General features: G+C 55.0%; 13 protein-coding genes and 1 tRNA gene. 6 read left to right on the top strand and 8 right to left on the bottom strand.

The window, feature by feature from the left end; genetic code table 11:
- The first annotated feature begins 853 nt into the window (after nt 1-853).
- The 4 genes from AC0V6Z_RS06250 to AC0V6Z_RS06235 all read left to right on the top strand — a co-directional run bounded on the left by AC0V6Z_RS06250 (nt 854) and on the right by AC0V6Z_RS06235 (nt 3662).
- The gene (locus tag AC0V6Z_RS06250; RefSeq protein ID WP_472640492.1) at nt 854-1390 is read left to right on the top strand and encodes a hypothetical protein; all 537 of its coding nucleotides are present in this window, start codon (nt 854-856) and stop codon (nt 1388-1390) included.
- A gap of 181 nt (nt 1391-1571) precedes the next feature.
- Nucleotides 1572-2345 carry a dCTP deaminase gene (locus AC0V6Z_RS06245; RefSeq protein WP_472640491.1) on the top strand — a complete coding sequence of 258 codons (774 nt, stop codon included), beginning with the start codon at nt 1572-1574 and terminating at the stop codon, nt 2343-2345.
- A gap of 20 nt (nt 2346-2365) precedes the next feature.
- Nucleotides 2366-2701 (top strand): hypothetical protein, encoded by a 336-nt coding sequence (locus AC0V6Z_RS06240; RefSeq protein ID WP_486176446.1) that lies wholly within the window; start codon nt 2366-2368, stop codon nt 2699-2701.
- Nucleotides 2670-3662, top strand: coding sequence for an oxidoreductase (locus tag AC0V6Z_RS06235; protein WP_472640489.1), 993 nt, complete (start codon nt 2670-2672; stop codon nt 3660-3662). The genes AC0V6Z_RS06240 and AC0V6Z_RS06235 overlap by 32 nt, the downstream gene beginning before the upstream one ends.
- 930 nt (nt 3663-4592) lie before the next feature.
- On the opposite strand, the gene AC0V6Z_RS06230 is transcribed toward AC0V6Z_RS06235, so the two are convergent.
- The 4 genes from AC0V6Z_RS06230 to AC0V6Z_RS06215 form a co-directional block, all read right to left on the bottom strand.
- Nucleotides 4593-4763, bottom strand: a complete 171-nt coding sequence (locus AC0V6Z_RS06230) for a helix-turn-helix transcriptional regulator (RefSeq protein WP_472640488.1) — start codon at nt 4761-4763, stop codon at nt 4593-4595.
- Nucleotides 4764-4817: 54 nt separating this feature from the next.
- Complete coding sequence (locus tag AC0V6Z_RS06225) at nt 4818-5597, bottom strand: hypothetical protein (RefSeq protein ID WP_472640487.1); 780 nt, start codon at nt 5595-5597, stop codon at nt 4818-4820.
- 56 nt (nt 5598-5653) lie between these two features.
- Nucleotides 5654-6883 carry a tyrosine-type recombinase/integrase gene (locus AC0V6Z_RS06220; protein ID WP_472640486.1) on the bottom strand — a complete coding sequence of 410 codons (1230 nt, stop codon included), beginning with the start codon at nt 6881-6883 and terminating at the stop codon, nt 5654-5656.
- 177 nt (nt 6884-7060) lie between these two features.
- Nucleotides 7061-7147 (bottom strand) — tRNA-Leu (locus AC0V6Z_RS06215).
- 182 nt (nt 7148-7329) lie between these two features.
- Here AC0V6Z_RS06215 and AC0V6Z_RS06210 point away from each other — a divergent pair.
- Nucleotides 7330-8283: a complex I NDUFA9 subunit family protein gene (locus AC0V6Z_RS06210; RefSeq protein WP_472640485.1), complete on the top strand. Its 954-nt coding sequence runs from the start codon at nt 7330-7332 to the stop codon at nt 8281-8283.
- Here the strand turns inward: AC0V6Z_RS06210 and AC0V6Z_RS06205 are convergent, their stop codons facing one another.
- The gene (locus AC0V6Z_RS06205) at nt 8284-8775 is read right to left on the bottom strand and encodes an NfeD family protein (RefSeq protein WP_486176445.1); all 492 of its coding nucleotides are present in this window, start codon (nt 8773-8775) and stop codon (nt 8284-8286) included.
- Nucleotides 8775-9764 carry an SPFH domain-containing protein gene (locus tag AC0V6Z_RS06200; RefSeq protein ID WP_472640483.1) on the bottom strand — a complete coding sequence of 330 codons (990 nt, stop codon included), beginning with the start codon at nt 9762-9764 and terminating at the stop codon, nt 8775-8777. The genes AC0V6Z_RS06205 and AC0V6Z_RS06200 overlap by 1 nt, the downstream gene beginning before the upstream one ends.
- 191 nt (nt 9765-9955) lie before the next feature.
- Here AC0V6Z_RS06200 and AC0V6Z_RS06195 point away from each other — a divergent pair, with 191 nt between their 5' ends.
- Entirely contained in the window at nt 9956-12109 is a 2154-nt protein-coding gene (locus AC0V6Z_RS06195) for a PQQ-dependent dehydrogenase, methanol/ethanol family (RefSeq protein ID WP_472640482.1), read from the top strand.
- 9 nt (nt 12110-12118) lie between these two features.
- Here the strand turns inward: AC0V6Z_RS06195 and purU are convergent, their stop codons facing one another.
- Both purU and AC0V6Z_RS06185 read right to left on the bottom strand, forming a co-directional pair.
- Nucleotides 12119-12997, bottom strand: a complete 879-nt coding sequence (gene purU / locus AC0V6Z_RS06190) for a formyltetrahydrofolate deformylase (RefSeq protein ID WP_472640481.1) — start codon at nt 12995-12997, stop codon at nt 12119-12121.
- 1 nt (nt 12998) lies between these two features.
- Nucleotides 12999-14009 carry an NAD(P)H-dependent flavin oxidoreductase gene (locus AC0V6Z_RS06185; protein ID WP_472640480.1) on the bottom strand — a complete coding sequence of 337 codons (1011 nt, stop codon included), beginning with the start codon at nt 14007-14009 and terminating at the stop codon, nt 12999-13001.
- Nucleotides 14010-14029: the final 20 nt, after the last annotated feature.

Below are 14029 nucleotides of genomic sequence, written 5' to 3'. Positions count from 1 at the left end.
CTCAGTCTCAGTTGCAGGTTCAACTGCTAAAGTCCCCTACGCTTTCGACGATAAGCTAGTCGTAGCGCTCGGTGACAGCTTCATCTCCGGCGAAGGCAACCCAGACGTCCCTAGTCTCATTTCACAAGAGCCCCTTGAGACCTTTTCGCGACCAAGCTGGGGGGACAAGGCTCGTCTGAATTTTGAACTCCAGCGGCCTGCTGAATGGTGGGATACTCCCTGCCATCGATCGCTTCTTTCATGGCCCGTAATTGCTACGCTTGCGGATGCAGCGCGCCACCGGAAGAAAGCAATCACTCTCGTGCATCTAGGTTGTTCTGGTGCCATCGTCGAAGACCTAATTGGGAGGCCACAAACAGATCTCCCAGGTGGAGGGTCGCAATCCACTAATCAGATTGACCAGCTCGTCACGCTCCTGGATGCCGTCCCTCCCGACTGGAATAGGAGAATCCCCGACAAAGTCTTACTTTCGATAGGTGGTAATGATATAGGCTTCGTTGGAGTTCTTACCACTCTCAGTCTCCCACCCAATGGTTACACAGTAGGCCCAGTAGCTACCCGCATTGTTGGCAAGGCAGCGCAAGCCATTTGTCCATACCGCAATACTGGACGCCCACTATCTCGGCTCTGCTCCTCCAGGCGATCCGCAGAAGACCGACTTCGCGATCTTCATGGGTCTTATCATCGCCTGGCTGGACGACTCGCTGAAATCGGAGTTTCTCCATCAGCGGTCTTTCACGCCCAGTATCCGAATCCGCTTGTCTGCTCTAACGGCAAGCCCTGTGACAACAATCCTCGCAACGGATGGGCCAGCGAAGGTGCAACTGGAAAGGCTAATGGGTTCGAAGCACTAATGGGAATCTTCCCCAAAAAAGGGCGCGGCATTTGGTATCGCACCTGGAACTTCGAGTTACAATATTATCCTGAAAACGATCTCATCCGGGATTCCAGTGACATACCTCCCATCATTTACCCGGAATTGCCGGAGGTGCTCTGTGACGACGTACCTGAGCCGCAGGATAGTGAGATCTGCCAAGCAATGTTGGTGCACTATCGATTGAACCGCGAAGTTGCCGCCAGTGGCTTCCGCCCAATCACCGGACATCTGAATGCAATCCGTGGACACGGTCTGACTCAGATTGGCGACGGACCAGACCTCTCTCTACCGACCACGAATAAGGAAAGTTGGCGGACGAGTAAGACACCAGCGACTTTCAAGCCCTACAAACGGACAGAAACGGGCCGCTGGTTCAGGCTTCCCAACGACAGTATTCTGACGCAGTTCCACTTCTACGACGGAGAGCCACGCTTCCACCAAGGGACGGTACATCCCACCTTCCGCGCCCACATCGAATATGCGCAGGCAGCCCTGGACGAGGCGCTTCAATGAGCTAGTTTGTCCAGAAGGACATCAAGAAATGCAACGCGGCGTTTCCGGCTTATCGGCAGCTCTATGAATACCTCCAATAACCGGACAGACCTCAGAGGTCCCTCATACGCCAGTATTCTGCGACGTAGCTGGGAAAATCCCAAGCTGTTTGAATTTTGGATTCCGTTAATTTGGGGGTGTCATGACAACACTAAGCGACAATGAGATCGAAACCGAGCTAAGCCATGGCAGGCTGATAAGAAATCCAGAGATGGAGATGCTAGATGGCTCGTCATATGAGCTTCGGTTAGGAAACGTATATTATGATTTAACCGAAGCTGGCAAACGTATCGAACTGGAGGAGAACGAAAAAGCACTACTCAAGCCAGGCCATAGAGTAGTCCTAATAACTGCAGAAGAGCTCGACACCCCGTCAGACATCGCCGTACGCGTGGTTAGCAAAGGTTCTCTATTCGCCGTCGGCCTAGGTCCAGTCGCCACCTATGCCGACCCAGGCTTCAAAGGAAACCTCGGCATAGTTACCCAGAACATCAGCGACAAGTATGTCGAACTCCCGCAAGGTGAGCCAATTGCAAAGGCCGACTTCAGCAAACTTACAAGCACGGCGAAAAGACTATACGAGGGGCAACATGGCTTTCAGATGGGCATCTGGCCAATCAAGACGCATCTTCAAAAGACACACGCTGAAGTGGCACATGATCCACGCGTGTTTACGGAGAAAGTAGAAGCCCTGAACCTGCTACCCTCCGCTACAGCGACCATAATTCAGCGAATGGAATCTACTCAGTTCTGGACAAACATTGGATTGTTTTTAGCAATCACGCTGAACGCTTTGCTCATATTTCTTGTAAATGAACAGGTCATCGAAGGATTAATCGGTCTCGCAGCAAGTTTGGCCGGAACTACACTTATTGCTATCGCTTCAGAATTGCTCAAACATGTCCGAAGGAATTGATTATGCATCTCTCGGAGATAGTGAATAGGCAGATTAGAGCTGATGAAAGGCGGGGGTTTCCAGTCCGCTTTGACACGGATGATGAGCAGTATGATCAGCTGAATCGCGATCTTGTTGGACTAATGGGTGAAGTAGGAGAGTTCGCGAACGAACTCAAAAAGGTGGGTCTGGGGCTAACAAACCCACGCTATGGCGCGCGCACTCTCCAAGATGTATCGCCTCACCTACGCGAGGAGCTCGCAGATGTCGCGATTTATGTTTTCCGTTTGTCCATGGCGATTGGCGGCGATTTGGAGCAGGACGTTCTTTCGAAGATGGACTTGAATGACGAACGATATCGCAAGCTGGAACGGTAAACACGTCTTCTTTCTGGCGGCGAACACCGGCTTCGTCTCAGAGGGCGAACCAGACAATCGCTTTATCGACTTCTACCAGCAACGTGCCTCAGAAGCGCTTCATTGTGCAATTGTAGGCAACGTGGTGGTTCCTGGCGGTTATCAGAGCAATGCGTCAACACCTACAATCGGAAAAAGCGGTGTTTGGTCGGAGATCGCGCACGCAATCGAAAAGCGAGGCACACTTCCCGGGATCCAACTTGCAACTGCATGGAAGGGATACGAAGGCTCTCGGAGTTTCATGTCCGCTAACGGTCGATTTGTCATCAGTGCGGCAAAGGAACTGGTACAGTCGATGGACGAATCAGGGGTCTACGATACTCTCAGATCCTTTAAGCTGGGTGCAGCTCTCGCTCTAGATCACGGGTTTAAGCACATTCAAATTCATGCCGCGCATGGATATCTGTTGAGTCTCCTTGTGGACCGTAGGATCAACCCACAGGCAGACCGTGTTGAGGAGCATTTGCGAGACCTAGGCGAATGGCTCCAACGCCGACGAGTAGAATGCTCAATTCGCATCTCAATGAAGACCGGTGACGCCGATTTTGACGCAGCTGGCGCCCAAGCTTTCCAAGATAGAATTGCGAGTCTTCCTTTCGACTATGTCGATCTTTCATCGGGATTCTACAACATAAACAAAAAGCTCATCTATCCAGCGCTTAATGACCTGATAGAAGCACGTTTTCAAGATAGCATTGCCATTGCTGAGCGGAACCCTGCGCAGAAGTTCATCTTCTCTGGTCGTGTGGCGCGAAACGCAAAGCGTTTGCCAGAAAATGGGTATGTGGGCCTCTGTAGAGACCTGATCGCAAACCCTCGGTTTTTTGCTGAGCCAGAGGATGGATGTGCCAATCATGGAAAGTGTCACTACTTCTCGCGAGGAGAAACGCACTTAGTATGCTCAAAGTGGAAGAAGCTCTGACCAAACACGAGTGCAAGGCGAGAGCCGAGGCGCTAGTCCGCTCGAGTAGTCTCTTTGAACCAATCTGCATTGTGACTGTGAAGACGGTCAAGGCTTCTGTTCCAATGGTGAGCGTGCCCATCACGGGGTGATGGGTCCACTTTAAGAACAATCTGCGCTTTGCTTGGCAGGACCAGCGCTGCGCTCGTTTGGATGGCTCCACGCCGGTCCTGCCACCCAACTGGCGGAACTGATCAATGCCAACCGTGTCTCCAGAACGCACAACGGCGCAGACGATAGTTCGTGCCTAGCTCGTATAAGCCTATGGCTTAGATATATATGTGTCCGGATCATCCCGACCGCGAATTGCGATTATTGAAGCTTTTGGTCCGGATTTTCCGGACTAATCACATAGGTTTAAAGGACCTTGTCCGGATTATCCGGACCACGACACCAGAAATTCAGGACCGCGGTTAGTCAGATTTCCACTGGCGAAATTCACGGGTCGGAACCTGATTCCCAATTCTGTGCCACGTCAGAGCCCATTCAGTCGCTCTCCGAGCGGTAGGGTCTTTCATATTGAAGCCCCCCTTCCGAGTAGCCTTGATTAGCCCTCTATTCTCCAATTCGTGTAAATAGCGCAGAGCAGTATCTTTGTCGGAGATGTTGACGGCATCGCGAGCCTGGCGCGCACCCATTACGATCTCGCCGTTATTATTTCCATTGTACCTCCGTATGATCTCGAAAAGTAGCGCCCTTGGCCCGACCTTAAGGCTGCGATATGCAGGGCTGTCCTGAACAGCATGAGGAAGCATGGAAAATGTCGGAGAATTGCGACCCTTTTTATCAACTTTTCTCTTACGTCTACTGCCGCCGTAACCGCTCATGATGCAAACCACCGTGCATGAAACCATGATAGAGTCATCGGGTCAGAACTAAAACGCGACGAGCTCAGCGGGCAGGCAGGCGTTCGCACCACTGCTTCGCATCGCTTTCTGCAATACGGGTGGCGCGGCCTATCTTCCGAAACGGCAGGCGGTAAGCCTGATTCTCTCTGTAGGCGGTCGAGCGGCCCACACCGTAACGTTCGCAAAATTCCTTGATTGTTATTAGCTTATCCATTGGAACCTCCAGAAGTCTATGGAGGTGCCCAACTATGCCGCTAGGTTAGGAAAATCAGTCAGATGTTGGCTTGCCAATATCTACCTCAATATACGACTCCTCTATCGGTAGCCGTTCTTCTATTAAGATGCCCTGCCGGTCGGGGGTACTTTTCTCGCCAAGCGCAAGCCATGCGGCTGATTGATAGAACTTTGCCCATGGGCTTTCGTCTTCAATGGATCGAGCTGAAGAGCCGCCTCTTAGCTTGGCCTTTATGCCAAATTGCTCCTCAAAAAAGGGCCGCAGCTTACAAGCTAACACCATTCGCCGTTCCCGCTGCGACGCTAGCCTTCCTTTACGAGAGTACCACTTACTCGAAATTTCCAAGTATGATGCCATCTTCCTCATGGGACCGACAAGATCAAGGATGCTGCCTGGGAGATTTACAAACTCAAAAGGCTCTCCATCCGAAGCAAAGCTCTTCGCTTCGAGTGCAGCGAGGGTAAAATCTTCGTGCCCAGTCATCGAACTCATTTCTCTGCCGATCTGCCAGAGCTGGTCAGCCAGCTTTGAGCACCTGTTGGCCATCTGCATACGGCTCGGACTGGTTTCGGTTCTCGCTTCCGGTAGCTGGAAGTGAATGATGCGCAACTCACGTGCGACGCGGGCCCAGCCGCCTTTTGGACCTGCAGTAAAATGCATTTCGCGGCAAGCATTCTCGACTATCTCAGCTTCAGCCTCGGAGTCACCGATAAAACCCCAATCCTTCCATTGCTCCCAGTCCTCCGCAATCTGTTCGCGCGAGACACCGTAGGTCTCATACGGCGGTCTAGTCTTTGATCTTCGCTTAATCATAGCGACTCTTCAAAGGTCGATACATCTCACGAAGCGCAAAGGACGGAAGCGGTGACCTAAGCATTCTTTGCCGCCGCCTTGAAGCTAACTATTTCTCCCCCTGTCCTCAGAAGATCCAGATAGTCGCTCCACCATTGCGACATCTTTACGCGTTCATCCCAGTAATTACCCCGGCTATAAGCCCCGCGCACCGCATCACTGTCGCCATGCGCAAGTGCGCGCTCAATCGCGTCCGGGTTCCACAATCCGCTTTCGTTTAACAAGGTGGATGCTGTTGCGCGCAAGCCATGGGCAGTGACCTCGTCTTTCGAGAAGCCCATTCGCCTGAAAGCCGCATTCATGGTGTTCTCGCTCATCGGGCGCGTGTGCGTGTAGAAAGACGGAAAGACGTATCCTTCATCACCAGAGACAACGCGCAATTCTCGCAGGTAGGCAAGAACCTGATCAGAGAGCGGAACGGCGTGAGCCCTTCTGGCTTTCATCTTGCCCGCGGGAATCCTCCAAATCGCGGCATTCATTTCGAACTCATTCCATTCGGCATGGCGCAGTTCGCCAGGACGAACGAATATGTGAGGCGCAATCAGGAGAGCGAACTTCGTGACTGGGTGACCATCGTATTCGCCGATAGCGCGAAGCAAGGAGCCCATTTTCTTCGGATCAAGGATTGCTGCATAATGCTGCGCCCGAGGAGTTATCAAGGCTCCTCGAAGAGTTGAAGCTGGATCGTGCTGACCTCTGCCAGTCCAGATCGCATAACGAAAAACACGGCTCGCAAAGCTCCTACACTTCTTAGCGGTCTCGAAGTTTCCTTTCGCCTCTAACTTCTGAAGGGCAGCCAGCAACATCTGAGGATCAACATCGACGATCGGCACACCGCCTATGTCAGGTGCAAGCAGCTCCAAGAACCATCGCGCCTTTCGCAGCGTGCCTTCTGCACGCCCGTCACCAACCATCTTCTTCTCGATGTATTCGGAAGCTATTGCGCCAAAGGTATTTGCAGCCTCGAACCGCGCGGTTGCTTTCGCTTTCTTGCGTTCAAGCGACGGATCGGTTCCTTCGCTGAGTTGCCGTCTTGCGGCGTCACGCAGATCACGCGCCTCGGCCAAGCCAACTTCTGGCCATGCCCCCAGTGCCAGCCGCTTCTCTTTGCCCGCGATCCGATATTTCCAGCGCCACAACTTTGATCCGCTTGGAGAAACCTCAAGATATAGCCCTTTGCCATCAGCTTTCTTGAAAGGCTTCTCGGCTGGCTTGAAAGCCTTAATCTCTGCGACAGTCAGCGCCATTTGGGGGCATCGCAATTTAGCCCCTGGGGGCAGTCAGCTACAAATGCCCCCGACAGTGCCCCCAGAAAGACTGGACTTTGGGGGCATCGCCTGAATTTACAAGGAGCAAGCATGGACGACAAATGCACGGTTTACCGGGCATTTGCAAGCATTCAGGGATGTCAGGGAACAAGTTGCTGGTGCCCAGAAGAGGACTCGAACCTCCACATCCTTGCGAATACTAGCACCTGAAGCTAGCGCGTCTACCAATTCCGCCATCTGGGCACACCTGCTCGCGGCGCTGCAAGAGCCTACTCGCGGTGAGGGCGGGCCAATAGCGATGTGCGCGCCCTACTGTCAACGCCAATACGCATACCAAGGTCGCTAAGTGATCGCGGCACTTGCAGTGGTGCGCGGCTTAGGACATGGGGAAGCGAGACTATTCAAGGCTGGGAAAGCACAGGCAAATGCCCAAATCAGACCTCTTTCAAGATCAGCTAGTCACCGTATTCGGTGGCGGCGGCTTTATCGGCAATTATGTCGCGCAAAGCCTGTTGGAGCGCGGCGCGCGCCTCCGCATTGCGAGCCGCAATCCTGAAAATGGGTTTTCACTGAAACCACTTGCCAATCTCGGTCAACTTCAATTCGCGCGGTGCGACATCACCAATGAGGCCAGCGTGGCCGCCGCGATTGATGGCGCGAGCTATGTGGTCAATTTGGTCGGCACATTTAATGGCGACCAGTCCAAGGTTATGGGTGAGGCACCTGGTACGATGGCTAGGCTCGCTAAAGAGGCAGGCGTGAAAGCGTTTGTGCATGTCAGCGCAATCGGTCCCGACGCCAATTCGAGTGCTGAATATGCCCGTGCCAAGGCGCAAGGCGAAGAAAGTGTAACGGCCGCTTTTCCCAAGGCGACCATCCTACGCCCTTCGATTGTGTTCGGAAAAGACGACAATTTCCTCAATATGTTTGGCTCAATGATTGCGAACCTGCCCGCGCTCCCGGTCTTTGCGCCTGAGGCGAAACTGCAATTGGTGTTCGCTGATGATGTGGCCGAGGCAGTCCTGCGCACCCTTGAAGAGCCGACAAAGCATGGCAGCAAGACCTTTGAACTTGGCGGACCGGAGCAGCTTAGCATGATGGAAATCAATCAGCGGATCGCCGCTGCTCAGGGCCGGACGCGCAAATTCATCGCCATGCCGGATGGCGTTTCGGCAATGTTTGCGGCCCTACCCGGCACACCGATGAGCCGGGATCAATGGAAGCTACTCAAATTGGGATCTGTCACTTCCGGCAACCGTCCGGGCTTCAAAGAGCTGGGCATCGAGCCGAAGCCGCTTGGCCTATTTCTGGACAAATGGATGGTTCGATATCGCAAATTTGGCCGGTTTGGCCTGAGCAATGAGCGCGCCGCCAGTTAGTTAGCTGGGCTCTTCCTCCACGCCGGTTGGCGAACCGTCTGCGATTGCGTGAGCGACCTCAACGAGCAGCACCGCTCCCTCACTGCCAGAGATACGAACACGCTGTCCAACGTCCAAATCTGGTCCGCGGGCGAGCCATTCGCTGTCGCCATGCTTGATCCGACCTGAGCCGCCTTCAAAGGCTTGCGTCACAACAGCGCTCTCGCCAATCAATTGCGCACCGCGATGGTTGAGCATCGGATCGGCGCTCTTGATCGGTTGGTCCCGCAGAAACCGCCGCGCACTGAACACAGCGATCAAGGACAGCGATACAAAGATTACAACCTGGCTGGGTAGTCCGAGATCAAGGCCGAATGTAAGCAGACCAGTGACGATCGCGGCAACTGCAAGCCAGATGAGATAGACGCCCGGCACCAGCATTTCGAGCGCGGCCAAGACCAGGCCGAACGCGACCCATATCCAATGCGGATCGAAGGAACCCCAATCGTCCATCATTTGTCGCCTGTACGTGGCACAGTGGTGCGAGCGCGTGATTTCGGCAGAGGCGCTCCAGCGTTGGTTGTAACATCGCCTTCGGCAGGGCTAACCGCCTCGCGCACCAATTCGCCGATCCCGCCGAGCGAACCGATCAGCTGGGTTGCCTCAACCGGGAACAGGATCGTCTTGGCATTGGCGCTATCCGCAAACTTGCCAATCGCCTTGGTGTATTCCTGCGCAACAAAGTAGTTGATCGCCTGGCTGCCTGAGGAGGCGATGGCGTCTGACACCATTTGGGTCGCCTTAGCCTCAGCCTCAGCGGCGCGTTCGCGCGCTTCTGCATCACGGAACGCGGCTTCTTTCGTGCCTTCCGCTTGCAGGATGGCGGATTGCTTGTCACCTTCAGCGCGCAGGATGTTGGATGCACGGTCGCCTTCTGCTTCGAGAATTTCTGCACGTTTGACGCGCTCCGCCTTCATTTGCCGCGCCATGGCCTCTGAAATATCACGTGGCGGGCGGATATCTTTGATCTCTACGCGCGTGATCTTAATGCCCCATGGTGAGGTGGCGTGATCCACGACGCTTAGCAGACGTGCATTGATTTCATCACGCTTAGAAAGTGTCTCATCAAGGTCCATAGACCCCATCACTGTACGTAAGTTGGTCGTCGTCAGTGCCATGATCGCATTGTAAAGGTTGGCCACCTCATACGCCGCCTTACCAGCGTCGAGCACTTGGAAAAACACCACCGCATCGACGCCGACCATGGCGTTATCCTTGGTGATGATCTCTTGGCCGGGAATGTCGAGCACCTGCTCCATCACATTCACTTTCTGCCCTACTCGTTGCATGAACGGATAGATGATGTGAAAACCAGGCTCGGCAGCCTTAGTGTATTTGCCGAATGTCTCGACTGTGTAGACGAAGCCTTGTTTGACCACGAGAACACCCATGACCAAGAACACAATTAGCACCAGCAGCAATGCACCAAGCACGTATTCCATGAATTCAAACTCCCCTTTGGCCCTAAACTCGGTAATCTAGAAATCACCGCAGACCGAACTGCATTTAACCTAACCCAGCCGTGCGCAATAGCAAAGGCCCGCATCCCCAACCGACTCGCCCCCTCAGATTCCGAAGATGGACAAGCGCATGAATGCACGGCAACATGCCAGCCTGAGGGAGAGGCGAGATAATGATAAGAACAGGGTTTGCGCTGGCGGTATCGATCGCTTTGGCGAGTTGCGGAATGCTCGAAGAAGGCGAAGCAGAAGGCGGGACCACTCACGCGGCATTGGTCAACGCTGGCGACAATGACGCGGATTGGATCACCCATGGCCGCACATATTCGGAACAGCGCTACTCCCCGCTTCAGCAAATCAATGCAGAGACAATAGGCGATCTGGGACTCGAATGGTTCGCCGATATGGACACCGCACGCGGCCAAGAGGCGACCCCGCTAGTAATGGACGGCAAGCTGTACCTTACCACCGCATGGAGCAAAGTCCGCGCCTTCGATGCCGCTTCTGGAGAGCCGCTATGGGACTATGATCCCGAAGTGCCCGGCGAGACCGCGGTCAAAGCTTGCTGCGATGTTGTTAACCGGGGCCTCGCCGCTTGGGGGAACAAACTGTTCCTAGGCACTCTTGATGGACGTCTGATCGCGCTCAACCGCGACAACGGCGAAGTTGAGTGGGAGACGGTGACCGTAGACCAATCCCAGTCGTACACGGTGACCGGTGCGCCGCGGATCATCGATGGCAAGGTTATCATCGGCAATGGCGGCGCAGAATTTGGGGTACGCGGATATGTCGCGGCCTATAATGTGGAGAATGGCGAGGAGCTGTGGCGCTTCTATACCGTTCCAGAAGGCAATGAAGGTGAGACATCACCTGAATATCTGAAGGCGGCGGCTGAAACATGGAGCGGCGATGCCCTCGTCGGCGAAGACGCGATTGGCGGTGGCGGCACCGTCTGGGACTCGATGGCCTATGACCCAGATTTAGACCTGCTTTATATCGGCGTTGGCAATGGCTCCCCATGGAACCGGGCCTATCGTTCGCCTGGCGAGGACGGGACAGGCGAAGGCGATAACCTCTATCTATCTTCGATAGTCGCGATCCGACCGAGCACTGGTGAATATGTGTGGCACTATCAAACCACGCCGGGCGAGACCTGGGATTACACCGCGACCCAGCACATAATTCTGGCCGATATGGAGATTGATGGCACCGAGCGTCAGGTGTTGATGCAAGCGCCCAAGAACGGGTTCTTTTATGTGATCGACCGCGCAACCGGAGAGTTTATCTCGGCGGAACCTTATGTGGCGGTGAATTGGGCAAGCGGGATTGACGAAGATGGCCGCCCGATTGAAAACCCAGAAACCCGCGTCGACAAAACCGGCAAGCCAGCAATTGTTACGCCGGGCGCACTCGGCGGGCACAATTGGCACCCGATGGCCTATCACCCCGGTGAAAACTTGGTTTACATCCCGGCGTTTGAGGCGGCCATGGTTTATGCGCCCGAGGCAAATTGGAAGCCCGACCGCGCGCGCGGTTTCAATATCGGATTTAACCTGGGCGCTGGCGACTTGCCGCCAGATCTGGGCATTCGCCGCGAAGTGGTTGGCACGCTGAAGGGCAGGCTGGTCGCATGGGATCCGGTTAGCCAGGAGGCGAAATGGACCGTCGACCATCCTGGACCTTGGAATGGCGGCCTGCTCGCAACGGGCGGTGGCCTGGTCTTCCAAGGCACAGCAGGCAGCGAGTTCAACGCCTACAGCGCAGCGACAGGCGACAAAGTCTGGAGCTTTGGAGCACAGACCGGCGTGGTCGCCCCGCCCATAACCTACACTGTTGATGGCGAGCAATATGTTGCTGTGCTGGCCGGTTGGGGCGGCGCCTACGCGATCACGGTTGATGGCGGGATCCTCAATGATCTTGCACCTGTGCGAAACATCAGCCGACTGCTCGTCTTCAAGCTTGGTGGTGAAGCGGAACTGCCGCCAGAGCCTGAGCTTGCAGCCTTGCCCCTTGATCCTCCAGTGAGCCGCGCGGACGAACAGACCATTGCATTAGGAGCAGAGAAATATGCTCGCTATTGCGCTGTGTGCCACGCGCCTGCAGCCGTAGGTTCTACGGTGCTGCCTGACCTCAGACGCTCAGGAACGCTCGGCAACAAGCAAAGCTGGATGGCAGTCGTTGGCGACGGGATATTGAAAGACAACGGCATGGTGAGCTTTGCCGAATCGCTTTCACCCGAAGAGATCGAAGCCGTCCGTGCCTATGTGATCCACCGCGCCAACGAGGATAAGGCGATTGAGAAGCCTGCTAAAGTTGCGGAGCGATGATTCGGCGTTCTAACCTCTGAACACAACCGTACGGCTATCGTTTAGCAGCACCCGCTCCTCGACAAACAATCGGACAGCTTCGGCCAGAACGCGGCGCTCAATATCGCGCCCTTTGCGAACCAGATCATCGGGCTGATCGGCATGACTGATCGGCTCGACATCCTGGTGGATGATCGGCCCCTCATCGAGGTCCAGCGTGACGAAATGCGCGGTCGCTCCAATCATCTTTACGCCGCGCGCGTGCGCCTGATGATAGGGCCGTGCCCCTTTGAATCCAGGTAAGAAGCTATGATGGATATTAATACAGCGCCCGGCAAAATTCAGCGACTGCTCGTCTGAGAAAATCTGCATGTAGCGTGCCAAGACCACCAGTTCGGCGCCCACGTCTTCAGCAATCTGGCGCATCTGCGCTTCTTGCTGCGGCTTCGTCTCTTTGGTGATGGGCAGATGAAAGAATGGCACATCGCCGATTTCACTGTGGGACACCGCTTCACGAGTGTGGTTGGAGACTATGGCAACTGGTTCGATGTTGAGCTCGCCTGTCCGCCAGCGATACAGCAGATCGGCAAGGCAATGGTCAAACTTGCTGACCATGATGAGAACCCGGCGCGGCCGATCGCGTAATGCGAGCTTCCAGCGCATGCCATATTCACCAGCAAACACGCCGAACTCTTCACGCAGATCTTTGCTCAAACGACCAGCCGGATCAAACGCCACACGCATGAAAAAGCGATCGCTGGTGCGATCATTGAACTGTTGCGCTTCGAGGATATTGCAACCGCGCTCAAACAGAAACGCCGTAACCCGCGCAGTGATGCCCGGTTGATCAGCGCAATCAAGCGTAAGGATCAAGGCATTGCTGCCTGATTGCTCGTCCGAAGGAGCCATACTATCTGCCCTCCAGGGCAGCCTCGCATTCGCGCATCAGGGACGCGATGATATCAGCGGCGGGTTCTTCCGCCTTTACCATCCCGACGCTCTGACCGGCCATGAGGCTGCCATTCTCAACATCGCCGTCGATCACCGCACGGCGCAATGCGCCCGCCCAATAATGCTCGATCTGCAATTGTGCCTCGCCCATATCAACCTCGTCCCGGTCTAGCATCCCGGCAACCTCAATCTGTTTGGCAGTGAACTCTTCCGTGCCCTTGTTCTTAAGCGCACGTACCGGGATCACGGGCAGGCGCGGATCGACCTGAACGCTGGCATCGGCATCGCGCGCCTTGGCACGGAAGAAGGCCTTCTTGAAATCGGGATGTGCGATGCTCTCGGCCGCGCAGGCAAAACGCGTGCCTAACTGAACACCGCAAGCGCCCATCTCAAGATAGCTCGCAATCGCCTCGCCCCGGCCAATGCCGCCAGCAACAAACACCAAGTGATCTTCGGCCAGTTCTGGCAGGAATTCCTGCGCCAAGACACTGGTTGAAACTGGACCGATATGGCCGCCTGCCTCCATGCCCTCGATCACCAAAGCATCACCGCCGGAACGCAGCAGCTTCTTTGCCAAGGCGAGCGTTGGGGCAAAAACGATCACTTTCGCGCCGAATTCCTTGATCGCCTCGACACTACCTTTGGGCGGGATACCGCCTGCCAGCACCACGTGCGTGACGCCATGCTTGCCGCACACTGCGATCAGATCGAACAATTGCGGATGCATAGTGATCAGATTCACGCCGAATGGCTTAGCGGTCATCGCTTTGGTCGCCGCGATCTCTGTATCGAGCAGCTCTGGCGTCATCGCCCCGCAGGCGATCACACCAAACCCGCCAGCATTTGAAATTGCCGATACGAGATTACGCTCTGACACCCAGCTCATCGCGCCGCAAAGGATCGCAGTTTCGCAGCCAAGAAAATCGGTTCCGCGCTGCATCAGGGCCGCGCTCTTTGAATAATCACTCATGCTTGAGGCGATTAGAGGCC

The sequence above is a fragment of the Erythrobacter sp. SN6-5 genome, assembly GCF_057364945.1.
Note: the sequence above shows the minus strand (reverse complement) of the source record. Positions and strands in the feature narration are given on the sequence as shown.